The organism is Paenibacillus sp. sgz302191 (assembly GCF_057749925.1).
In genome coordinates, this window is record NZ_JBYLHY010000049.1 from 1 (window position 1) to 21,398 (window position 21,398).

The 21,398-nt window shown below is 46.5% G+C and carries 23 protein-coding genes and 2 pseudogenes; 13 read left to right on the forward strand and 12 right to left on the reverse strand.

Annotation, left to right across the window (positions count from 1 at the left end; translation table 11 throughout):
• Positions 1-175: 175 nt before the first annotated feature.
• From AC3G2T_RS36430 to AC3G2T_RS36440, 3 genes and pseudogenes are all read right to left on the reverse strand, one after another.
• A pseudogene (locus AC3G2T_RS36430) lies at positions 176-571 on the reverse strand (ISL3 family transposase); the annotation flags it as partial.
• 193 nt (positions 572-764) lie between these two features.
• A complete protein-coding gene (locus AC3G2T_RS36435) occupies positions 765-1,034 on the reverse strand; it encodes a transporter suffix domain-containing protein (RefSeq protein ID WP_488438514.1) in 270 nt (89 codons plus the stop codon).
• A gap of 137 nt (positions 1,035-1,171) precedes the next feature.
• Positions 1,172-1,735 (reverse strand): RBBP9/YdeN family alpha/beta hydrolase, encoded by a 564-nt coding sequence (locus AC3G2T_RS36440; RefSeq protein ID WP_488438515.1) that lies wholly within the window; start codon positions 1,733-1,735, stop codon positions 1,172-1,174.
• Between the two features lie 175 nt (positions 1,736-1,910).
• Between AC3G2T_RS36440 and AC3G2T_RS36445 the strand changes: the two are divergent.
• The 7 genes and pseudogenes from AC3G2T_RS36445 to AC3G2T_RS36475 all read left to right on the forward strand — a co-directional run.
• A pseudogene (locus tag AC3G2T_RS36445) lies at positions 1,911-1,997 on the forward strand (helix-turn-helix domain-containing protein); the annotation flags it as partial.
• 776 nt (positions 1,998-2,773) lie between these two features.
• The gene (locus AC3G2T_RS36450; protein WP_488438516.1) at positions 2,774-4,258 is read left to right on the forward strand and encodes a spore germination protein; all 1,485 of its coding nucleotides are present in this window, start codon (positions 2,774-2,776) and stop codon (positions 4,256-4,258) included.
• Positions 4,248-5,420: a Ger(x)C family spore germination protein gene (locus AC3G2T_RS36455; RefSeq protein ID WP_488438517.1), complete on the forward strand. Its 1,173-nt coding sequence runs from the start codon at positions 4,248-4,250 to the stop codon at positions 5,418-5,420. Before AC3G2T_RS36450 ends, AC3G2T_RS36455 begins: the two co-directional genes overlap by 11 nt.
• Positions 5,421-5,578: 158 nt before the next feature.
• Complete coding sequence (locus tag AC3G2T_RS36460) at positions 5,579-6,676, forward strand: GerAB/ArcD/ProY family transporter (RefSeq protein WP_474685269.1); 1,098 nt, start codon at positions 5,579-5,581, stop codon at positions 6,674-6,676.
• 147 nt (positions 6,677-6,823) lie between these two features.
• The gene (locus tag AC3G2T_RS36465; protein WP_488438518.1) at positions 6,824-8,464 is read left to right on the forward strand and encodes an AraC family transcriptional regulator; all 1,641 of its coding nucleotides are present in this window, start codon (positions 6,824-6,826) and stop codon (positions 8,462-8,464) included.
• A gap of 129 nt (positions 8,465-8,593) precedes the next feature.
• The gene (locus tag AC3G2T_RS36470; RefSeq protein WP_474685267.1) at positions 8,594-9,592 is read left to right on the forward strand and encodes an ABC transporter substrate-binding protein; all 999 of its coding nucleotides are present in this window, start codon (positions 8,594-8,596) and stop codon (positions 9,590-9,592) included.
• An 11-nt stretch (positions 9,593-9,603) separates the two neighbouring features.
• Positions 9,604-10,392, forward strand: coding sequence for a hypothetical protein (locus AC3G2T_RS36475; protein ID WP_488438519.1), 789 nt, complete (start codon positions 9,604-9,606; stop codon positions 10,390-10,392).
• A gap of 176 nt (positions 10,393-10,568) precedes the next feature.
• On the opposite strand, the gene AC3G2T_RS36480 is transcribed toward AC3G2T_RS36475, so the two are convergent.
• On the reverse strand, positions 10,569-12,098 hold the full coding sequence (locus tag AC3G2T_RS36480; protein WP_474685265.1) for an MFS transporter: 1,530 nt from the start codon (positions 12,096-12,098) through the stop codon (positions 10,569-10,571).
• Entirely contained in the window at positions 12,095-12,232 is a 138-nt protein-coding gene (locus AC3G2T_RS36485; RefSeq protein ID WP_474685264.1) for a hypothetical protein, read from the reverse strand. The genes AC3G2T_RS36480 and AC3G2T_RS36485 overlap by 4 nt, the downstream gene beginning before the upstream one ends.
• 179 nt (positions 12,233-12,411) lie before the next feature.
• Between AC3G2T_RS36485 and AC3G2T_RS36490 the strand changes: the two genes are divergently transcribed.
• Entirely contained in the window at positions 12,412-12,864 is a 453-nt protein-coding gene (locus AC3G2T_RS36490; RefSeq protein WP_474685263.1) for an Lrp/AsnC family transcriptional regulator, read from the forward strand.
• A gap of 123 nt (positions 12,865-12,987) precedes the next feature.
• Here the strand turns inward: AC3G2T_RS36490 and AC3G2T_RS36495 are convergent, their stop codons facing one another.
• On the reverse strand, positions 12,988-13,188 hold the full coding sequence (locus AC3G2T_RS36495; RefSeq protein WP_474685262.1) for a GntR family transcriptional regulator: 201 nt from the start codon (positions 13,186-13,188) through the stop codon (positions 12,988-12,990).
• A gap of 103 nt (positions 13,189-13,291) precedes the next feature.
• Between AC3G2T_RS36495 and AC3G2T_RS36500 the strand changes: the two genes are divergently transcribed.
• The 5 genes from AC3G2T_RS36500 to AC3G2T_RS36520 all read left to right on the forward strand — a co-directional run bounded on the left by AC3G2T_RS36500 (position 13,292) and on the right by AC3G2T_RS36520 (position 16,404).
• Positions 13,292-14,023, forward strand: coding sequence for a Rid family hydrolase (locus tag AC3G2T_RS36500; protein ID WP_474685261.1), 732 nt, complete (start codon positions 13,292-13,294; stop codon positions 14,021-14,023).
• Between the two features lie 474 nt (positions 14,024-14,497).
• A complete protein-coding gene (locus AC3G2T_RS36505) occupies positions 14,498-15,085 on the forward strand; it encodes an ArsR/SmtB family transcription factor (RefSeq protein WP_488438520.1) in 588 nt (195 codons plus the stop codon).
• 14 nt (positions 15,086-15,099) lie between these two features.
• A complete protein-coding gene (locus AC3G2T_RS36510; RefSeq protein ID WP_474685259.1) occupies positions 15,100-15,384 on the forward strand; it encodes a hypothetical protein in 285 nt (94 codons plus the stop codon).
• A gap of 19 nt (positions 15,385-15,403) precedes the next feature.
• Positions 15,404-15,985 (forward strand): ATP-dependent Clp endopeptidase proteolytic subunit ClpP, encoded by a 582-nt coding sequence (clpP, locus tag AC3G2T_RS36515; RefSeq protein ID WP_474685258.1) that lies wholly within the window; start codon positions 15,404-15,406, stop codon positions 15,983-15,985.
• Between the two features lie 245 nt (positions 15,986-16,230).
• On the forward strand, positions 16,231-16,404 hold the full coding sequence (locus tag AC3G2T_RS36520) for a hypothetical protein (RefSeq protein ID WP_474685257.1): 174 nt from the start codon (positions 16,231-16,233) through the stop codon (positions 16,402-16,404).
• Positions 16,405-16,406: 2 nt separating this feature from the next.
• Here AC3G2T_RS36520 and AC3G2T_RS36525 read toward each other — a convergent pair whose 3' ends face one another.
• The 6 genes from AC3G2T_RS36525 to AC3G2T_RS36550 form a co-directional block, all read right to left on the reverse strand.
• Complete coding sequence (locus tag AC3G2T_RS36525) at positions 16,407-16,733, reverse strand: LytTR family DNA-binding domain-containing protein (RefSeq protein ID WP_474685256.1); 327 nt, start codon at positions 16,731-16,733, stop codon at positions 16,407-16,409.
• Positions 16,734-16,881: 148 nt separating this feature from the next.
• Positions 16,882-17,412 carry an accessory gene regulator ArgB-like protein gene (locus AC3G2T_RS36530; RefSeq protein ID WP_474685255.1) on the reverse strand — a complete coding sequence of 177 codons (531 nt, stop codon included), beginning with the start codon at positions 17,410-17,412 and terminating at the stop codon, positions 16,882-16,884.
• On the reverse strand, positions 17,405-18,064 hold the full coding sequence (locus AC3G2T_RS36535; protein WP_474685254.1) for a hypothetical protein: 660 nt from the start codon (positions 18,062-18,064) through the stop codon (positions 17,405-17,407). The genes AC3G2T_RS36530 and AC3G2T_RS36535 overlap by 8 nt, the downstream gene beginning before the upstream one ends.
• A 90-nt stretch (positions 18,065-18,154) precedes the next feature.
• Positions 18,155-19,339, reverse strand: coding sequence for a M24 family metallopeptidase (locus AC3G2T_RS36540; RefSeq protein ID WP_488438521.1), 1,185 nt, complete (start codon positions 19,337-19,339; stop codon positions 18,155-18,157).
• 82 nt (positions 19,340-19,421) lie between these two features.
• Positions 19,422-20,405: a FecCD family ABC transporter permease gene (locus AC3G2T_RS36545; RefSeq protein ID WP_488438522.1), complete on the reverse strand. Its 984-nt coding sequence runs from the start codon at positions 20,403-20,405 to the stop codon at positions 19,422-19,424.
• Positions 20,402-21,394 carry a FecCD family ABC transporter permease gene (locus tag AC3G2T_RS36550; protein WP_474685251.1) on the reverse strand — a complete coding sequence of 331 codons (993 nt, stop codon included), beginning with the start codon at positions 21,392-21,394 and terminating at the stop codon, positions 20,402-20,404. Before AC3G2T_RS36550 ends, AC3G2T_RS36545 begins: the two co-directional genes overlap by 4 nt.
• Positions 21,395-21,398 lie beyond the last annotated feature (4 nt).

A 21,398-nucleotide genomic window follows, 5' to 3' on the forward strand; every position in this document is an offset into this window, starting at 1 on the left:
GCACGCAGGTCCTAAATCCGTCTCTAACCCTTTTCCCTTTTATACCATTTTTTAAGAAACTCGTAATTGCCGAGGTAACTATGATCCTATTTTATGTGGCATTACCCATCCAGTAGAGCGAAGAGCCATAATTTTATTAAAAAAGTGGCTCAACCTAAGAATCAGTGCTTGACTTTCAGGTCAGTAGGCGGTGACGATTACATTCAATCAGAATACCAGCCTTGTAACGGCTGCGGTTTCGCGTGAAGTAGTGACGACGCTGAAAGGCTTTAATCCGATTGTGACGCCCTACAACGGTCGCGTTCGTCCAGCGGCAACGATGGTAGTTCACAATTTCTGTTTTCCAGTTGCGCATGGTGTTCAGGGCGCTTTGAACAGCGGCATGACCTATGGCTTCTCCCTGAGTGCACCAACGCTCAAAGCCTTGCTTGGCCATGGCATAGTTGGGGGAACAGTCGTACCAAGCGGTGAACGCTTCCTTCCATTCCCACGCGCGGCGCAACAGCGGAGAATAGCCCAGCAGTTCCTCCAGTTGTTTCTGCGCTTTCTCCGAGAGGGTGTCCTTTGGAGGAAGCTTCGGCTTCGCGCCACGCTTGTTTCGCCAAGCGCTCGCATACTTGGAGAGCTTCCTGATGCATTCCGCTGCACGGTACTGGCAGGCGCTTGTTGCATGAGTGCGCTATGCACTGCCGTGGAACCGAGTGTTCGTTCTACGGTTTGAGCACGAAAAGCCAGGCAGTATCGCTGTTTACGGTTTTGAGCCACTATTTATTTCGTTTGAACCAGTTTTTTGGGTTAAACAAGCTTCTGTATTTTTTCATAACTTCTCTACCTAAAATCAAACCGCCGCTCCAGAATGTTATTTCCCCGATTACAACCAAAAAGGTAGTGATTATGGTCTTTGTTTTAAGACTAACAGATAATAATGGGATCAATAGAATGAGTCCATAAAATACAAAAGTAAGCACAAATAGAAGTTTTCCTATTTTTTTAAGCAATTTCGTCACACCCTTCATCTTATGCAAACAATACATAAGTTCCCTTTAATGTAAGACAGTGATTTGTTATTGAGAATATTTATTATTACTCTGAACAAGCCCGGCGTCCCCTCTTGTTTTAGACAAGCATTTAAACTATCGTCTCCGTTAGTGCAACAACCCTTGCCCCCGAATCATAATGTAACTTGCTTGTTCAAGCATACATCAAGAATCCATGGCCATGGACCGTAGCCCGCCTCTACGTTGATGTGTCCCATTTTAGGCATCATAACGCAAGGAACCCCTAAATCCAAATACTGTGAAGCATCTTCCACTGAGCAATAAGGATCTGTTGAGGATAAAACAAACAACGTTTTTTCCGCAACATTCGCGATCTCATCTATGTTTTCTAGTACAGGAAAAAACGTCATCACCGGCTCATATTTCAAAAATGGCGAGGGTGGAGCTACAAGAATGGCTCTCTGAATTTTTCGTTTCGGAGTTGAAGCCGCATAGTGAAACCACATGATGCACGCTAAACTATGGGCCACAACGATGACTTCTTCATCGTTTGGAATTTCTTCAAAAACACTAGATAAATGGTCGAGCCAAACATTCTTGTCAGGTTGATCTTTGTCTGGAAAGTCGGGAAATCGGACTGTTTCACCTTGTTTTACCAGTTCTTGATGCAACCAAGTTTGCCAATGATCGGGGCTACTGCCACCGACTCCATACAATACGAGAAAACTTCTGCTCATGTTGAGGACACCTCCACAATGGTCGTTGTAATTGCATTGCGCTCACGATTCCTATCACTTTATTCTTCTTGTTTAAAGAGTAAATGTCATTATACAATTAAGCAAATTCATTCTATTCATATTTAAAATGAGGATAAGCTCATGACATTTACACAACTCCTTAGTTTTCTCGAAAGTAATTGAAACCGGCAGTTTTACAAAAGCTGAAGAAATGCTTAGCATGTCTCAATCCGCTGTCAGCCATGATGAATTTTTTTATTAATTAAATGATTCATCATTTAATTAATAATATATTTAATTACGAATTATAACAAGAGTGAATTCATCTTACTCATGAGTAGTATGAAACTTAGCAAATAAAAACAAGCCGGACGTTGACCAACATGCGCTCCGGCTTGTTTATTTCAGGTTACTTTGGATGAGTAGACGTTCCGATTTCTTTAAGCAAGTATTTCAGCGGATTGTCAAAGGCATAAAGGTACATAGTGGGCCACCGACCTTGCCTCGATATGAACTTCGTCTGTACTCATCACCAGATTCTGCCGATAAGCGCGGATGGAATTCATATAGCGGTATTACCCGTAGCATTAAAGCTATGCTGGCAGATCGAATAATCTGTTGGTAGGCAGATCTGTTTTCTTAGCAGCATGCCGTATCATCCAGCTGACCAAGCGTGAGATACGTCCAGGCGTTGCGGTAACGACAACAACACTTCCGATCTCGGCCCCGATGCCGATTGATGCCGCCGCCGCGCGCGCTCCATCGCCTGACCGCTAGTCTCCGCCTCCTCGGCGCGTTGCACCGTGCACCTTTCCTTGAATCGGATATAAGAATGGAATGGAATCCGCCAATCATCAACAGCTATCAGCAGACTTATTGTACTCTGCCCAGGAGAAGGAGTCGAGTCGGGCATCTAAAAAGCTCTCTCATGCAGGCCTACAGCGACGCTCATACCCAAAGCGAATAAATTCGGGTCGTTGGCAAATGATATTATTGTGTTTCATTGGAAATAATGAGTGGACTTGGGGGCGTTTCATTGTGGTGCAGCAACAGCGGAACAAGGAGGATGTTCTCCACAAATCGATATCAACAAATGTATTCGAAAACACGGAGTATATGAAATCCATTCTTGGAGACAGTCCGGATTTTGTAAATCAGACTTTCGTCCATTTGCCCGTGCCCTTTTCCATTTCATACATAGAAGGGTTTATCGATCCTTTCTTTTTGAGCCAATCCTTCCTCACTCCACTACTGGATCTGCAAATAAAAAAAAATCCGGACACCACGATAACGCCGGAAATACTCGCAAGTTGTGTGAAATCATGCCAAATGAAGCGTGTGAGCCGGATGAGTTCGGTAATAGAAGGATTATTAGACGGACATCTTATTCTTTTTATAGAACATGCAAATGAAGCCTACATTGCTTCGGCGCCTGGAGGAGAAGGCAGGAATGTGGAGGAGCCCAAAAATCAAACGCTGGTTAAGGGTCCCCGTGATGGGTTTGTGGAAAATTACACCGTCAATATTTCTTTGATTAGGAAAAAAATTAAAAACCATCATTTACGCATAAAAAATTATGTGATCGGAAAAACGACACATACTACTGTTGCCATTGCGTTTCTTGAAGATACGGTCGATACAGAAGCTTTGCAAAACATTGAAGATAAAATTGGCAGCCTGCAAACGAAACAAATCTTTGATAGCGGTATGCTCGAAGAACTGATTCAAGATCAGTACAGCCCATTTCCAACATTACTTTCTACCGAGAGACCGGACAGCGCTGCAGCAGCCATCTCGGAAGGAAAAATTGCGATCATCGTTGACGGAACCCCATTCGTGCTTATTGCCCCAGCCTCATTTGTTTCATTTTTTCACGCTTCCGAAGATTACTATCAGACGTTTGACATCGCTGTTCTTTTACGGCTTATCCGACTCGCCGCGTATGTCGTTTCACTAAGCTTGCCGGCGTTCTATATTGCGATCACAACGTTCCATCAAGAATTGCTTCAAACCGATCTGCTGATAAGTTTGGTACAGCAAAGAGAAGGAATTCCTTTCCCTACCTTCGTGGAAGCGCTTTTGATGGAGTTTATTTTCGAAATATTGCGCGAAGCCGGCGTTCGCATGCCAAGAGCTGTAGGTCCCACCGTTTCCATCGTGGGTGCGATCGTTATCGGAGAATCGGCGGTCCGGGCAGGCCTGGTATCACCTGCAGTAGTTATCGTTGTATCCTTGACTGCCATTTCCAGCTTTACTTCGCCAACTTACAATTTCGCAACAACATCCCGATTATTACGATTTGTGGTTATGGTATTGGCTTCTACCTTGGGGTTAGTCGGGATCGTGGTGTTTGCCACTGCCGTTCTAATCCATCTTTGCTCCTTGAAATCGGCCGGAAAGCCTTATTTCACTACACTTACTCTAATTCAAACGGAAAGAAACAAAGACGGATTATTTCGACTTCCGTTGCGGTGGAGTCATATCGAAAAATTCGTTAATTGGAAGGGAAAAGATGATAAATAAAACATCAATTGCCTTAGGGTTGATTCCTCTCATATTTATGATGGTTTGTTTGTCAGGCTGCAACTTGCGTAGAGAATTAAATGAGCTGGCCATTGCAACTAGCATGGGCATCGATGAAAGCAACGAAGGAATGGAAATCACGTTTCAGATCATAAGTCCGGGCGGGAAAACCGCAAAATCGGGCGACCAAGAAGTTGGGAAATCCCCGGTATATCCGTTTTCCGTGAAAGGAAAGTCGATCATTGACATCTTGCAGCGAAGCAAAAACCTGCTCCATCGAGAACTATTTTTTTCGGACCTCACTTTTATCGCCATCGGTGAAAAATTTGCCCAAACGCAAGGGCTCCGACCTGTAACTGATTTTGTTGAACGCCAACATGAATTAAGGAAAACTGTCCAATTTTTCGTGGCAAAACATGCTTCAGCTAAAGAAGTTCTTATGATCAAAAGTCCGCTTGAGCAAAATACGGGAACGGAAATGTTAAAAAAAGCGGATATTTCTTCCGGGTTCATGGGGATGAAACGTGGCATCGAAATAGACGATATTACTCGTTGGCATTATGGGGGAAAGGGCGATTTTGTCGGTATGGGAGTTGCCATGGTACAAACCGACGGTAAAAAGGATCACGTTTTAACGGGGTTCCCCCTTTTCAAAGAAAATAAACTTGCAGGCTGGTTTACTTCGGAACAAACACGCGGTTGGGTGTTTATCCGGCATTTCTTTGCAAAATCGATGTTAATACAAACGGCTTGCCAAGAAAAAAATGGATTTATCGGAGCTACGTTGAGCCAGATTAGTTCCCGCGTCACTCCAGTCATAACCGGCAATCAAATCAAGTTCAATATTTATGTTAAAGCAAACGGAATGCTAGAAGAAGTAACTTGTCCGATCAAGGTGGAAGATCCGAACGTGAACAAACAGATGGAACATGAGTTAGAATACGAAATAAAAAATGAAATAGCGAGCGCCATAAAGAAAGCTCAGAACATGAAAGCGGATGTTTTCGGATTTGGCGATATTTTAAATCAGCATTACCCGAAAGAATGGCTGAAAAGAAAAACGGACTGGGAAACCATAATCCCGGAATTGTCCGCCCAAATCAATGTTGATATTCGGTTAATCACCAGCGGAAAGGTGTCCAAAAGCATACATGAAAAATAATGCAGGGAAAAGCGGAAACATCGTACCCGTCTGCGTATGGATATGTTCAGTGATTTATACGCTCGGCTTCTTGGCCGGATATGATCTATTTCCAGCAACGACTTGGTTTAAAACCTTATATCTCCCTATTTACAATATCTTGTTCGGAGGATAAAAAGATGGAGCACACACTTAGTTCCCGGCAATTACTTTATTTGTCCGTAACCTTCTTGGTCGGCAGCGCCATGCTGCTCGTTCCAGTTATTACGACTGTTTTTGCAAAGCAAGATGCCTGGATTTCCATGCTTTTGGCCATGCTCCTTGGCATCGGCTTGAATGCAGGATGGCTCTTCTTCATAAAGTCCTATCAGTATGAATCCATTTATGTCATTATGGAGCGCATACTTGGAAAATGGCTCGGTAAGTTCGTCAATATTCAAATTATTTTTTTATACCTTTATTTAAACTCGCTTATTGTGAGGAATCTCAGTAATTTTTCGATCACGCATCTTCTGCCGCATACCCATCCATGGATTTATCAAATCCTGGTTCTGCTCCTCGTCATGTATTCATCGTCTAAGGGAATGAGCAATATAGGCAGAGTCAATGAAGTCATTCTTCCGGTCATGATCATTTCCTATTTGCTGATACTGTCGCTCGTGCTTGGCCGCTTTACGTTTGATAACATTCGTCCGATTCTCGCCAACGGCTGGTTTCCCGTCATTCAAGGAGTTTACCCCGTGATAAGTTTTCCGTTCATGGAGCTGTTTTGTTTCAGCGCATTCCTTACATACGTACCCGTCAAGAAAAAAATCGTACGGGGAATGATCTCTATGATCATCCTATCGGGAATCTTACTTACGTTAGGAATATTGATTACGATTGGCGTGCAAAGCGCCCCTGTGTCGGCGAATCAATTGTATCCAACCTTTTCCATAGCGAAATTGATTGTAATCGGTCAATTTTTTCAACGATTCGAAGCCGTAATCGGCATAATTTGGTTCTTGGGGGTATTTTTAAAAATTACGCTTTGTTTTTTGATGATCATGTTCGGTTTAGCCCAAATTAGTGGACGGCAACATCATTACACGCCATTCATCCTTCCAACCGCTCTCCTGTTATGGGCGATGAGCAATCAAGTCGTTCCGGATTTTCAATATTACAATGACTTCGTTAGCAAGGTTTGGACGATCATCGTAACCGTCCCGTATATAACGGTGTTTACCGCCTTCGTCTATGGAGCCGCAACCGGAAAACACAAGAAGGCAGCCTTTTAACAATGATTTTTCTCTTGGATTCAGCGATTGTGGTTTCGTATGCCGCAATGACCATCTCGGCCTCTTTCGGGTGCAGCTTACTTACACAATTGCGACGAGAACGATTGTGAGCTAGAATGTTCCTTAGTAAAAGGACGGTGATTTTAAATGATTGAAATAGATAAGAACATTGAAATTACCAATTATATTTCGCTCGAAGACATGTGGTTTAAGCTTCGGGAGATCAGACATATCAAGAACAATCCAAACGAATGGGTAGTACGGCTTCAATTCAGCGAGTCGCACATGCTTTTTGTCGCAGCAAGTGGACAAGGTTGGCTGACCGTTGATGGGCAATTCATCGAGATGCGAGAAGGCAGCGTTTATATTTGTACTCCTGGTCAACTTATCGAAGCCGCAGCGCATTCCTTTGATGAACGTGGTTTTTTTCATTTGCGATTCGATGTAATTGGGGATGTCGGATCGTCAGACAATCCTATACAGATTATCAAACGAGACAGTCGGTTCCCGGTAAAAGGAGAAGTTATCGTTTCTTCTCCGGTTTCCGTTAACGCTTTGTGCAAAACCATTTGTGACTACTTGCAGGGCGAGGACCGATTGAAACGATTTCGCAGTCAAATTCTCTTTCAAGAAGTTCTCTATACCATCTTGCAAGATGCTCTTCTTGTAAAAGGAAATGATTTGGAAGCGGTACTTGAATGTGTGAAAGCCTATATAGAGCAGCATTATCAACAAGAACTGACGGTAGAACATTTGGCCAAGGTAGCAGGAATCAGTTCCCGTCATTTTATGCGATTATTTAAGAAAAGGTATGGCTGCAGCGCGATTGACTATTTGACTGTCTTCCGGATCAAGCAGGCGCAACAGCTCATGAAGACGGGAGGAGAATATCGTCTCAAGGATATCGCCCGGCATGTAGGTTACCAGGATGATATTTATTTTCGACGCAAATTTAAACAGATATCAGGTATACCTCCAGCGGCATTTATGAGAAACAACAGGCAAAAAATCGTCGCTTACCATATGTTTAACATCGGACAACTGATTCCGCTTCAAATCACTCCCTGTGCCGCACCTGCCGACCATCCATGGACCGATTATTACAAGAGAAAGTATCAAACGGATTCGGTACTGTCGTTAAGTTCAAATGATTTGATAAAGAGGAAAGAACTGGGGCTTGCTGATCCTGATTTTATTATCGGAATCGACATCTTCGTGAATGCTGAGGAACAGGCAAGGATCACGAAAATCGCGCCCGCATTTTTTGTTCCTTGGATGGAGAATGATTGGCGTATGCATTTACGCTTAATTGCGAAGTTTCTGGACAAAACAACAATAGCAGAAACATGGCTTGAAAATTATGAGCGAAGGGCCCGTTTTGTAAGTGAACAGGTGAAACACACTGTCAAGGATGACAGTCTCCTCATCCTGAGAATCACAGGAGATCGGTACAAAGTATTGGGTTATAAGAGCTTAGACACGGTGTTTTATGACGATCTGCACATTATGCCCGCGCGTGGTGTCGATCGCATGAATCCGGATCAGCAAGTGATACCTGATCAACTGGCGGATTTCGATGCGGATCGGTTATTGCTCATCTTGGACGAAGATGCCCTGTCAAATGCCAGTTGGCAAACGCTCGTGCGCTCTGAGTCATGGTGCGGTCTGAAAGCAGTCAGAAACGGTCGGGTTGACTTGCTTCCTTCATATCCTTGGGTAGAATATACGGCATTTACGCATGAACTGATGCTCGATGAAGCGCTGAAGCTTTGGCGGAATCGTGCATAGAAATTTGTCTGTATCGTCAATGTTCCGATATCGCAAAATCATTTATACTCCTTCTATATAATAATGATAATCAATCTTACTGAAAGATTATCACTTTGCAAACTAAAAATTCAAGAGGGGTATCGGTGAATGAAGCAAAACGGACGTTCGATTGTGGGAATAGTTATCGTATTGTTATTAATGTTGAGTACTGCCTGTGCAGACAAGAACACTGAGCCGAACAAGACTGACACGGCAGCTGGAGATTCGGTCAAATCCAAATCAAGTCTACCCGATAAGCAACGAGTAGTAAAAAGTCCAAAAGGAGACATCAGCATTCCATCTGAACCTAAAAGGGTCATTGGACTTTCAGTGGTTTATCCGGAGTTTTTGTATGCACTTGGTGTGACGCCGGTTGTGATACAAAACTATCATCAGGAACTCCCTTCCTATTTAAAAGAAGCGTTTAAAAATACGGTGAAGACGGGAATTGCCCAAACACCTAATTTTGAAGCGATTTTAGCCGCTGAGCCGGATCTCATTATTGCGCCCATTTGGTGGTCCGATAAGGATTATGATCAGCTTTCCAAAATCGCACCAACCGTGCTTTTGCCACAGCGGGAAAATTGGCGTGATGAGTTGCGTGATATTGGTGAGGTTTTCAACAAGAAGGATCAGGCTGAAAAGGTCATTCAAGAATTGCAAAATAAAAAAGCTAATGCCAAGGAAAAGCTCCATACCCTTGTTGGAGACGAAACGGTTATGTATATGATGGTTATGGCAAAGGGACTGGTTATTTACGGAGAAAATATCGATCGGGGCAGCTTCATCCATAAGGAATTAGGCTTGAAACCAGTTAAAAACTATCCGCAAAATGAATTGAGCGTCTCGATTTCTTTAGAGAAAATTCCCGAATATAATCCTGATCATATCATTTTACAGCTCGATGATGAGTCCAGTGAAGAGGTTCAAAAGAGATATAAAGAACTGATAGATAGTTCATTGTGGATGAATATGACTGCAGTAAAGAAAAACCAAGTTTACATCATGGGAGGCAAAGAATGGTTTAGTTTGGGCATGTCTCCTTTGGCAGACAGCAATGCCATTGATGAAGTACTTCTTGCATTTGAAAAGATAAAAAAACAATGAGGTGACAAGCGATGGACACGGTGGACTTCAAACAATTGGAAGAGAAGTTTTTCCTGACTTTGTATGAGCCATACAATACCGTGCTTACCATGCCTGCATTCGATCTAATTCAATTAGAAAATATGATGTGCTTAATCGACACGTACGGCCCTCTCATCAAAGCAGGTGAACGATCTGCAGCAGCAGCCTTTTTCTGTAGCTGGTTTGCGGGAGTGTGCGGGGCGATGCAGAACATGTTGTTTCGCAGTGATGGGGTAATTTTGGATTTATCATTAAGGAATTTATCCGTACAACTATATGCCGGTGCTCAGTACCCCTCGTTTTCATTTAAAATCAGCGAAGTGCGGTATATCCAAATTCCGAATATGGACCGTGATGCTTGGTGTAGGAAAGTACTCTATTCATTTTACAGGGAGCACGTAAGACCTTTAATAGAAATTTTGTCCCAACTGGCCCATATAAATGTCATTCCATTATGGGGTCAAATAATCAATACGATATATGCTCAAATGGAAGAAGAACTGACCGAAGCTTCGGACGAGGAAAGCAAGAAGAGTATCCTTTACCATTATAAAATCCTTACTCATGGTGTCGATGCAAGTGCGTTCGGACTCCGCAAAAATCCGTTTGATATTAAGCTTAAATTCATTGAAAACCCGAATAACCCTGAACAAAAGATGTTAGTAAAAACAGCCTGCTGTCTTGCTTATCGCTTGGATACTGAATTCGGTTACTGTTATTCTTGCCCACGATTGAAAGAAAAGGATCGAGCATCAATGAGAGCAAATTGTAACTGCTGAGTAGACGTAAAATCATTTGTATGAATCATGTGTAGTATGATCCTCGCCATTCATTTCGTTTCTTATAAAATGCAAGGGGCAATTTATGCCCCCGCTAACATCGGATTTGGATTGTCACCTAAACGGGACAAAAATTTACAAGGGTACTTTTCTAGCTTGTACAGGCGCGATGCCCTTCACACTCTAGCTGCTCTCTTGGATCCAAAAATCATAAAACTGATCGCGGCCAAAATCCACACGCCAATGCCACCATAGAGCATCACCAAGCCAAATCCGTGCACAAGAGCCGCGTGGACCACGGCTCCGGACGCATCCAGAGAGGACAGTTCCGGTAAACCCTGCTTGAGAGATGTAGTGTTTCCAGCGGCTATTTTCTCGGCCAAAGTCCGCAATTGCGTTATATCGAGAGTCCCAGGAAGGACCTGCTTCAAATAAGACAGGATGCCTTCCTGCAAAATGAATCCCATCACGGCGATGTTGATGGCTAGACTGATCAATCTGGCACTCGTGTCTATGCCGGAAGCCATGCCTGCACGGGTACTCGGAACCGAGCCGGTGGTCGTGTTGGTCACAGGCGTGTTGGTTAAGCCAAGCCCAATACCAGCCAACAGGGAACCGGGGAGCATGGTCAACCAGTTGGCGTGATCGCCGCCGCTGCCAAATTTCATCAAAATGAAGCCTATGCCGATGATGAACAGACCCGATGGGATGACTATGCGCGGCTGATAGCGGAGCGAAAGGCGCTCTGCCAGAGGCGGAATCACCAGGGTGGGCAGCGTATAAGCCAAGAGAGACAGCCCAGCTGCCACGGTGCCGTAACCAAGACCGCTCTGGAAATAGATCGGCAGATAGATCATGAACGGCCAGAAACTGAAATTCATGCCGACGGAGCCAAAGAGCGCGCCGGAAAAATTACGTATCCTGAATACGGAAAAGTCGAACATCGGATGGGTGCTGAGCTTTTCCGCAAACAGAAAAATAATGAAACATGCTGCCGTTGCAACAAGGGTGCTGATGGCGGCTATGCTGGTAAAGCCGAGTTCCGGCCCTTGCGTGATAAAGTATGCCAGCCCAAAAACCGTCAACGAAAGCATGACGATGCCGATAATGTCCAACTTTTTCGCCTGCGGATCGCTGGACTCCTCTACGCTGCCTAAAACAAAGATCAAAGTGAGGATGGTCAGCGGGACGTGGACCAGGAAAACCCAATGCCAGTTCGAAATAGCCACAATCATGCCGCCGATGATGGGTCCAAAACCGAGGCCGATACCGAACACGATCCCCCATGCGCTAAAGGCTTTACTGCGTTCTTTTCCTTCCTGAAACTGATGCGAAAGAATTGCTATCTGGCAAATCAGCATCGCGCCAGCACCCACGCCTTGAAGAAACCGGCTGACGATCAGAACTGACGTGCTTTGTGCCAAGCCACAAATCAAGGATGTAATGCCGAACAAGACGAGGCTGATAATAAAAATACGCCTCCTTCCAAACCGGTCAGCCAGCGTTCCAACAGCCATTAGAACTGTCGTACTAGCAATGGTGTAGGCGTTCATAATCCATTGCATATCCTTGAGATTGCCATGCAATACCTTTTCCAAGGTCGGAAGTATCACTGGCACACTGGAAATTTCGAGGCCGAACATTAGCGCGGACAAACATATCGCGGCCAATGCGATTATATTTTTGCTGGAATGGGAGAGAGTCATCGAGAGAACCCTCCAAACTTAGATTGGGTAACAGCACCAGCCAGCTTTTTTTCGTCAATTGTACAATCAACGACCTCATCAATACGTGCCTGTAAATCTTCTGTACCTGCCTTATTTAAATCGTATTTGCTCATTACTTGCCCTTCCTCTCTGACTTCTTATGTGTGAATCGCCCTTATTCATGTGAGTCTTGTCATATTATATAATTAAAATCTTTCATTTTACATAACACATCAAATCAAATATGATGATTATACAAAGAAATAAAAGTTATTTATTTAAAATACCTTTAATTTAAAGGAGGACACTCAAAGTGGATCATGTAGACAAACAAATCCTCTTCTATCTTCAAAACCAGGCAAGGATTTCAATGACTGAGCTGGGTAAAAGCGTGGGATTGTCCCAACCTGCTGTAACGGAACGAGTTAAGAGAATGGAAGAAAAGGGAATAATCGAAGAGTATCGTACCGTCATTTCTCCTGAAAAAATTGGGAAGCATGCGGCAGCCTATATGTTGTTTCAGACTAGAGACTGCTTGGCGTTTCTTGATTTTGTCCATGCATCTCCCCATGTTGCCGAGTGCCACCGCATAAGCGGAGAACACAGTTATTTATTAAAAGTAGTGACGGAATCCACACGCACGCTCGAAGAGTTTGGCAATCAATGCGATAAATATGGAACCTATACAATCCTGATTGTCATGTCTTCACCGATCGATCATAATCTTCTAATTCATTCTCCCAAAGAAGCAAATGGAGTTGACTAATGCTCAAAAGCATAAGGAGAAACGACTAGAAGTGTTAGATAGCCTGCTGCCATGTCGTCGTCGCTACCACTGACTTGTCGCGCGTTTAAGGCTGACTAAAAACATAAATAGCCCTCATCTTGATTACAAGGTGTGGGCTATTTGACGCTTACCTAATTCACTGACGCCTTTCTCGATCTCATCTGTACGCGCGCGAGAAACATTTTTGTTCATGTTGTATTGATTTGCAAGAACACGAATGGAAGGAAGTTTATCTCCTTCTTTGTAAGTATGGTTAGAGATTAATTGTTCCAAATCTCTTAATACTAGCAAAAATTTATGCATCAAAATAAGCCCCGAGATGTATCTGTACCGATACAGATGTATTTTTCTTATATTGTAGTACATAATACATATGTTTAAAATGAGTGGCGAGGGGCATTTTTCAATGATTACGGCCAGAATCATGTTCGGCTGGGTTCACATAAGGTTTACACTGCGCGATATATGGAGAGTGGTTCCCCTGGGTCTATTTTCTCCGGTATTGTTCTTCGCCTTTCAGACTTACGGACTGATAAACACTTCTTCATCGGAAGCAGGCTTTATCCAGGCGACGATATCGGCGCGGGAGCGACGGATGCCATCGTGGCCGCCAACAAGACCGGTAGTATCATCATCGCATCTTCAATTTGAGCCCGGTAAATTCCAGATTTCAAAAAGGAGGCTTTATTTAAAAATGAAAAAAACGATTGTTTTGCCTGGTTATGTTGACGATATGCCATTTTCGTTAGGTTATGAAGTGAAGCACGGAACAACAACAACCTTATACCTCTCGGGTGCTACGGCCTATCCTCTGTATTACGGTCATCCCTCTTTTGGTTGGGTTCCAAAGTCCGAGAAAAGCGATACGGGTATGTCTCTGCCGAGCTCGATTAAAGAACAGACGCAAATTGTTCTTGAAAATCTCAAAATTGTCGTGGAAGCCGCCGGAGGTACGATCAACGATATTGTTAAGACAACCATCTTTAATAAGCGTATGGATCTGCAAAATGAAGTAAACGAAGTCTATAACGCCTTTTTCAATGGACATAGACCGGCTCGTTCTCACATCGGAGTGTCTGAACTTGTCAGTCCTGATCTTTTAATCGAGATCGAAGCGATCGCCATCTTGGAAAAATAAGGCAAGCGGTTCGAGCCGTAAAAGGCAGCTTTATGAAGTCATAAAAAAGAAGTATCTCCTTGTTCGGGAGATACTTCTTTTGATTTAAACAAAAAAAGCTATGCCTATCACTACAGCCCCCAAAGCCGGTACACTTTCGACGAAGTTGTTCCGCAGGGTCTCATTCTCGATCATTTTGCTCCAATGTTTCCCCGCGAAGGTTTTCAGTCCATATCGTGAGCAACCCTTAAGTTCCTTTTTCTGAATAGACTTAATCTGCGAATCGGAAAGCAGCTTGCTCTCATACAATTTTCGTTCGAGATCCCCGATCTCAGCATCCGAGAGTGAAAGCAGGTTGATGGACTCCTCAAGAAGGAATAATTGTTCTGTGAAAATAAAACCAACACCAAATTAAACAAATGCATTTGACAAATCCTCACTCACGTAATAAAATATTTTTACGTAACATATATTTTGTAATGGAGGCATTTCTCCATGATGAACGACATTCAAGAAAGCTATTACATCGAGCTTCCCGAACAGGCGATGGTTCTGCTGAACCCGCTTCGCGGCCAAATCCTCGCGCAGCTGATGGAGCCTGCATCCGCCGCTGAAGTAGCACGACAGTTGGGTGAAACGGCCCAGCGCATCAACTATCACCTGAAAGCTCTGGAAAAGGCGGGCCTGGTACGCAAAACAGGCACCCGTCAGGTTCGCAATCTCGTCGAGGTGCTGTATCGGGCTGTTGCCAAAACTTTTGTGCTTGCCGAATCGTTAAGCATGAAACCGGAGACCATGCAGAAAATGAAGGATCAAGGCTCGCTGGCCCACCTCATCACGGCTTCCGAGCGGATGAAAAAAGATGCGCTCCTGCTGATGGAACAGTCCGATGCCGATGAAATCGTGCCCAGCGCCGCCATGCAGCTGCAGGTGAATTTGACGGATGAGCGGCAGCGGTCCGCTTTTGTCGAGGAATACGCCGCCCTGGTTCAGCAGCTTGTCGAAAGATACGGCTGCAGCCCCGAAGGAAGCAGCTTGTATCACGTAATGCTCGCCGTGTATCCGAAGCCGCAAGAAGGATAAGGAGGGAAAAATCTGTGAAGAAGCACGAACAAGAACCAAGTACGCCGCAGCGCGTCGCCGCTCCTGTTATCGTATGGGAGCAAACTTCCGCAGATGTTAAAAACTCGGAGAACAACGTCGTCCCGATCGAAAGCTTCCGCAATCCGGCCGCCGCTAACGCAGATTCCGAGGCTACCGTTATAAGCAGAAGCATCTCTTCGGCCGGACCGAATCAGCCTATCCGGCTTCTCATCGTATCCTCGGGATTCGGCCAAAAACCGTATGCCGGCAGCAGCACCGTACAAGGCAAGGCAGCATAAATACGAAAGGATGATTGCCATGAATTATATTCCTATGGTCGTTGAACAATCCGGTCGCGGTGAGCGCTCCTACGACATATACTCCCGGCTGCTGAAGGATCGGATCGTCTTCGTCGGCACCGCCATTGACGATCAGGTAGCGAACGCCGTCATTGCCCAACTCCTGTTCCTCTCCGCCGAAGACCCGGAAAAGGACATCTCCCTGTACATCAATTCGCCGGGCGGCTCCACCTCTGCGGGACTCGCCATCTACGATACGATGCACTTCATTAAGCCCGATGTCTCTACGATTTGCGTAGGCATGGCCGCTTCCATGGGCGCAATCCTCCTGACGGCCGGAGCCCCGGGCAAAAGATTGGCTCTGCCTAATGCCGAGATCATGATTCACCAGCCATGGGGAGGCGCACAGGGGCAAGCCAGCGACATCAAGATCCGCGCCGATCACATTCTCAAGACAAGGCAAATCTTGAACCGCATTTTGTCCGAAACGAGCAAACAGCCTATAGAAAAAATATACCAGGATTCCGACCGCGACTTCTACATGTCGGCAGCCGAGGCCCAGGCATACGGTTTGATAGATAAAGTTGTTGAAAAAATCTAAACTTAATGGTACAACTGTCCTTGAAACAATCATGTTTCTTGGGCAGTTTTTCTTTACCATAAAATTACAATCACGTCAAGTTATTTTTAAATTTTAAATACCTGCATACAGCCGCTACGGCGCTATGGTATGATTTGAACACAGGAAAAGATACCATATTCATCCAAATCAGCACGCAGTTGGCGAATTGCAAAGTACGAAACCAATTATGAAATGACACAGAATAATGGATCGAGGAGCACGCCATGGAAGTAAATAACAATTTAAGAAAAGCCGATACCGCATTTGAGGAATGCTTGGAGCTCGCTATTTTGATAGGTTATAACCGGACTCCCGTTCCCGCAGTCGAACAAATTCAGGCCTCTTGGAAAGAGATGGATTTGCTGCTGCAAAGACAAAAAGAGACTCGCGCCCAATGACGTCAGTCTCTTTTTTTGTTTTCATTTAAATATTGAATGATCTTTTTCTGATGTCTCTCCGAAACTGGAGCAAAAGTTCCATCGCTAAAAAAAACGGATTGCCTTTCGGCATGATATCCCTGAACCTTGTCCAGATTCACAATGTAAGACCTATCCACCCGATCAAAATTTAATTCCGCATATGCCTGCTGCAATTGCTCGAAGTTCGTTGGAAGGATATACTCCGCATGAGCCGTGTGAACCGATATTTCACTTTTGTGAATAGAAAAATATAAAATTTCCGATTCCTTCAGTTCATGAACCGTTCCGTCTCTAGCTAGTACCCGCATGAATTCCTTCCAACTCCAACTAAAAAAATGTGTTACTTGCGAAGTTCGCTTGGCGCTTTGGGACTGGACATCACAGCTTTATTCGTTTTGACAAACACTTTGGCCGAAGCGGAAAGCACCCTGGAAGCAAGAAGCGCTGCTGTTTTTTTCATACTCTTGTCCTCCTTTCCCACCATGGTATTATGGTAACGGATTGCGCCAATAGACACAAGCCGATATACCCCGACTGAAAAAATAAGTTAGAGACGACGATGCAGAGTGAAACGGCTTTCAATAACGGATAGTAGCGAGCGTCGATATCAGTTTCGCTATCTATGTTTGGAGCGAACATAGCCACGATCGATAAGCTGGCGATAGTCTCCAGCAGCACCCACTTCGTATCTTCAACAGCCAGGTGGGGAATTGACGCCAATACCAAAGTCGACAAAAGATTGCATGCCACCGTAGAGCTTGCGTGCTTGCCTCCGCTAAAAAAACGCAATACCGTGAAGACCAAGAAGCAAAGCAGCGTCTCCGGCAGCTTGTTCGTCAGCCAGCCGATGAGCAGGCATTGAATGAAAATAAGGCTTGTATTGATATAAATAATGAGCGCATATTGAAGCACTTCAACGGAAGCCGTCTGCTCGCTGTTCGCTCTTTTCACCGCAACGGCAATGCGACCTGCGAGCTTGTCAATCATAGCTTTGTTCCTTCTTGTACGCCCAGTATAAAAGCGCCCACAAAATCAAGCATGAAGCGATCGGTATCACGAAAAACCATTTGTTGGATTCGCTCAAGGCAAAAATCACGCTAAGCAAGAGCGGGACCAGCGTAGCCGTGCAATATAAAAGGAGCATCCATGCATTTTTGCTTTGTTCTTTAAGCACGTTTTTTTGCGGGCTATGAGGCACAAAGTTAAAACCCTTCTTGCTTTTGTGTACAAACCAGCCTGCGCCAAACGTAAAACAAGCCGAGACAGTCTGCAAAATATACGCAATCGGCGATGTAGGGTTAAGTACATCCGGTACCAGCTTGAACCAATTGGCAAGCAAAAACAGTGTCGTTTGCAAAGCGACAAAGGCGATATAACCGATACTGACCATGATCACGGAGTAAAAAAGTTGAATTCTGAATAGCTGCCAGCAAAATGCCACCATAAGCAGCATCTGGATAATAATATCCGAGCTGGTCAAATGATAAACCTCGCGCAGGGTGTAGGAAATAAAGTTGCTTAATACACTCGCGAAAACGATCGAGAACACATATAAATCGATCTTGAACAATCTGAAAATCAAAAAGTATATGGCAGACAATTCAAGAACCCCGAAAATCATGAACCCTAAAAAGTCCATACGCTAAGCGCATCTCCTATTTCCATTATATGTATTAACTATACTCCACTTTTCGCATCGGAGACAGACATTTTATGGGAAATCACGAGGTTATATGGAGATTGCCCCCACTTTTGAAAGCGTTAACTTTTCGAATCCCGTTTCCGTGATCAGATACGTTTCTTCAATACCGACAACGCCCCGGCCGGGAAATGTAAATTTCGGCTCGATGGCGATGACCATACCCGGGGCAAGCGGGTATTTGAAGCCTTTGGCGAGAACGGGCAGCTCGTCGATCTCGAGCCCGATGCCGTGACCAAGGAATTTCACTTGGTCATCGCCGTACCCCATGAAGTGGGCACCGAGGCCCGCTTCATGCACTTGATCGAGCGCGAGCAGATACAGATGCTCGCTGATCGTGCCGGGCTGCAGCCTTGCTTCCGTGGCGCGGAGCACCTGCTCCGCCGTCTCGTAAGCGCGCTGCAGCTCGGGGTCCAAACCGCCGATCACGAGCGTACGCGTCTGATCGATCAAATAGCCGTCGATGCAGCAGCCGAGATCGACGAGAATCGGTTCGCCGCGGCGGATCGCCGCGCGGCCCGAGCTTTGCGGGCTGGACGGGTGAAGCCCCGTGCCCCCGGCCGGCCCGTCAAAATAAGTGGGCACCGCCGCCGATGCGCCTGCCGCCACCATTCCGGTGATCAACTCGGAATTGTAGGCGCGCATGCGCATAAGCCCCTGGTGCCCGCGCAGGCGGAGCTGATGCTCGATGAGCGCCATCAGCTCGAACTCCGCCATCCCCTCGCGAATGCCGGGGATGACGGCCGTAAGCGCCGCGTCGACGACGCGCGCAGCCTGGCGGATCGCCGCGACCTCGTCCGGCGATTTGATCATGCGCTGCTCGCGGACGAGCAGCGCGCCGTCTTCCCAGGCCGCGCCCGGGAACGCGGCCTGCAGCCGCTGGAACTGCTGGACGGGGAGCACGTCCAGCTCGGTGGCGAGCCGCACCGGCGCGGCTCCGTCCAGCAGCCCCGGGTACCGGGCTGCAAGCCGGTCGCGCAGCGTCTTCAGCGAGCCCAGCGGCTCGACCGCCGCGGCCGCCTCTTCCTGCGCGCGGACTACGCTGCGCCGGACCAAATATAACGGTTCCCCTTCGGCGGGAACGAATAAGTACCCGGTTTGCATCGAACCGGAGTAATAGTAAATATCCACGTTTTGCGTGACCAGAAAACCCGCCCAACCGCGCTTCCGGAGCTCTTCCTGCAACCGGTTCTGTCTTTGTTCAAAGCAATTCATACACGCTTCTTCCCTTCCTGAAAAACTGTTCTCCTTTCACAATATAATTTACCTCGGCAAAATGCAAAGGCATTTCCGATCGCTATGCTTTTCTGACGAGCAGGTATAAGAAATAAGGAGCTCCGATAATAGCCGTAATAATTCCGGCAGGCAGCTCGGCGGGCGGGATGACGATCCGTCCGGCCATGTCGGCGATTACGACAAGCAGCGCGCCGGACAAAGCGGCAAGCGGCGTGGAAAGCTTGAAATCGGGGCCGATGAGGAACTTGATGAAATGAGGGACAATCAGTCCGACGAAGCTGATCGTTCCGCCGATGGCCACCGCGCTGGCCGCCAGAGCGACGACCAGAATAAGCAGCAGCAGCCTCATCCTGTTAGCCGGAATGCCCAGACCGGCGATAACCGCTTCGTCGAGCTGCAGAAGCGTCAGTTGGCGCGAAACGAAGTAAGCCAGCGGTATGCCAAGCAGCGTCCAGGGCGCGAGCAGCGCTACGCGTTCCCAAGACAGTGCGTAGAAGCTGCCTTTGAGAAACACGAGCGCCTGTGCGGCATTCGGCGCATATTGCACCAAAACGAGAGTAATCAGCGCATGAAGACCGCTGCCTACCGCCAGTCCGCTCAGCACAAGGCGGGACGTCGTCATCGTTTTTCGCCGGTTGGCAAGCAAATACACGAGCCCTCCGGCCCCCGCCGCTCCCGCAAAGGCCGCAGCGGGAAGCAGCAGCGGAGAAAAATCCGGAACCGCCAAAACAAGCAGCACGATGACGAGGCCTGCACCTGCATTAATGCCGACAAGATCCGGCGCGGCCATCGGATTGCGCGTAATGCTTTGCATCATCGAACCGGCTACCGCCAGATTCATTCCTACCATAATGGCCGCAAACAGCCTGGGCAAACGGTATTGAAAAACGACCCCTTCGCCTGTCAGTCCCTGCCATACTTCGCTCCAAGGCGTCTGAACCGCTCCAAGCCTCAAGCTGAGTACGGCAAAGAGAAGGAGAAGAAGCAGACCCGCCACCAGGCTCAGCGTAAACCGCCGGCTCATTACCTGTTGACGTGTCCTCATAATATCTCTCCTCTTTTCCTCTGCATCAGGTATATAAAAAATGGAACGCCCAACAGTGCCGTCACAATGCCTACGGGGGTTTCAACCGGATAAAAAAGAACTTGCCCGGCCAAATCGGAGGCAAGCAGCAAATTTGCCCCAAGCAGGGCAGCAAGCGGAATCATCGCACGGAAATCATGCCCCCACAGCATGCGTCCCATATGAGGCACCATGAGTCCGATGAACCCGATCGGTCCGGCAGCGGCAACCGCGCCGCCAACCAGGACGGCTATGATGAGCAGCGCCAACCGGCGGGTCGCATTCACATTTTGCCCGAGACCTCCGGCTACTTCATCGTCCAGCAGCAGCACATTCAGCCTGGGACTCAGCAGCCATCCGAGCGCAATAACCGGAACGGTAATGAAAGCGGACAATCGGACCTTGGTCCAGTCCGCGCCCGATAATTTGCCCGCCATCCAATAAATCAGATTGGACAATGTCGTTTCGTTCATCAGCAACAGACCTGTAGAAACCGAACTAAAAAAAAGTGAAACGGCAATCCCGGCTAGCACCAAACGGCTCGGCGTAAACCGGCTTTGCAAAGAAAGAACGTACACAATACTTCCTCCCGCCAATGCTCCCAGAAAAGCGCAAACGAGAATGAGCGCAGAAACGTCTTTGGTGCCGAGCAGCAGCAAGCCCGACACCACGAATAAAGTTGCGCCTTGATTAATTCCGATGACTTCAGGGTCTGCCAGCGGATTGCGGGTAATGCCTTGCAGCAGACATCCGGCCACGGATAAAGCGGCGCCCAGGAGGATCGCCAGAAGAACTCTTGGAAAGCGTATATGCCATACGGTATACACCATCAGGCTATCATCGGCTTTCCCCCGAAATAGCTCGGCCGCAGTGTCAAGAGACAATCCCTTGACATGCCAGCCAAGCGCGATGCAGGCGAGCACGCCCAGCAGGGTGGACAGCCCGAAGAACAGAGCTATTTTCCTTCGCATAGAT

Coding starts and splice junctions, on each gene's coding strand:
- AC3G2T_RS36435 (WP_488438514.1), bottom strand. CDS start 1,034: ATGTATTGTTTGCATAAGATGAAGGGTGTGACGAAATTGCTTAAAAAA.
- AC3G2T_RS36440 (WP_488438515.1), bottom strand. CDS start 1,735: ATGAGCAGAAGTTTTCTCGTATTGTATGGAGTCGGTGGCAGTAGCCCC.
- AC3G2T_RS36455 (WP_488438517.1), top strand. CDS start 4,248: ATGATAAATAAAACATCAATTGCCTTAGGGTTGATTCCTCTCATATTT.
- AC3G2T_RS36460 (WP_474685269.1), top strand. CDS start 5,579: ATGGAGCACACACTTAGTTCCCGGCAATTACTTTATTTGTCCGTAACC.
- AC3G2T_RS36465 (WP_488438518.1), top strand. CDS start 6,824: ATGATTGAAATAGATAAGAACATTGAAATTACCAATTATATTTCGCTC.
- AC3G2T_RS36470 (WP_474685267.1), top strand. CDS start 8,594: ATGAAGCAAAACGGACGTTCGATTGTGGGAATAGTTATCGTATTGTTA.
- AC3G2T_RS36475 (WP_488438519.1), top strand. CDS start 9,604: ATGGACACGGTGGACTTCAAACAATTGGAAGAGAAGTTTTTCCTGACT.
- AC3G2T_RS36480 (WP_474685265.1), bottom strand. CDS start 12,098: ATGACTCTCTCCCATTCCAGCAAAAATATAATCGCATTGGCCGCGATA.
- AC3G2T_RS36485 (WP_474685264.1), bottom strand. CDS start 12,232: ATGAGCAAATACGATTTAAATAAGGCAGGTACAGAAGATTTACAGGCA.
- AC3G2T_RS36495 (WP_474685262.1), bottom strand. CDS start 13,188: ATGCATAAATTTTTGCTAGTATTAAGAGATTTGGAACAATTAATCTCT.
- AC3G2T_RS36500 (WP_474685261.1), top strand. CDS start 13,292: ATGATTACGGCCAGAATCATGTTCGGCTGGGTTCACATAAGGTTTACA.
- AC3G2T_RS36505 (WP_488438520.1), top strand. CDS start 14,498: ATGATGAACGACATTCAAGAAAGCTATTACATCGAGCTTCCCGAACAG.
- clpP (WP_474685258.1), top strand. CDS start 15,404: ATGAATTATATTCCTATGGTCGTTGAACAATCCGGTCGCGGTGAGCGC.
- AC3G2T_RS36520 (WP_474685257.1), top strand. CDS start 16,231: ATGGAAGTAAATAACAATTTAAGAAAAGCCGATACCGCATTTGAGGAA.
- AC3G2T_RS36525 (WP_474685256.1), bottom strand. CDS start 16,733: ATGCGGGTACTAGCTAGAGACGGAACGGTTCATGAACTGAAGGAATCG.
- AC3G2T_RS36530 (WP_474685255.1), bottom strand. CDS start 17,412: ATGATTGACAAGCTCGCAGGTCGCATTGCCGTTGCGGTGAAAAGAGCG.
- AC3G2T_RS36535 (WP_474685254.1), bottom strand. CDS start 18,064: ATGGACTTTTTAGGGTTCATGATTTTCGGGGTTCTTGAATTGTCTGCC.
- AC3G2T_RS36540 (WP_488438521.1), bottom strand. CDS start 19,339: ATGAATTGCTTTGAACAAAGACAGAACCGGTTGCAGGAAGAGCTCCGG.
- AC3G2T_RS36545 (WP_488438522.1), bottom strand. CDS start 20,405: ATGAGGACACGTCAACAGGTAATGAGCCGGCGGTTTACGCTGAGCCTG.
- AC3G2T_RS36550 (WP_474685251.1), bottom strand. CDS start 21,394: ATGCGAAGGAAAATAGCTCTGTTCTTCGGGCTGTCCACCCTGCTGGGC.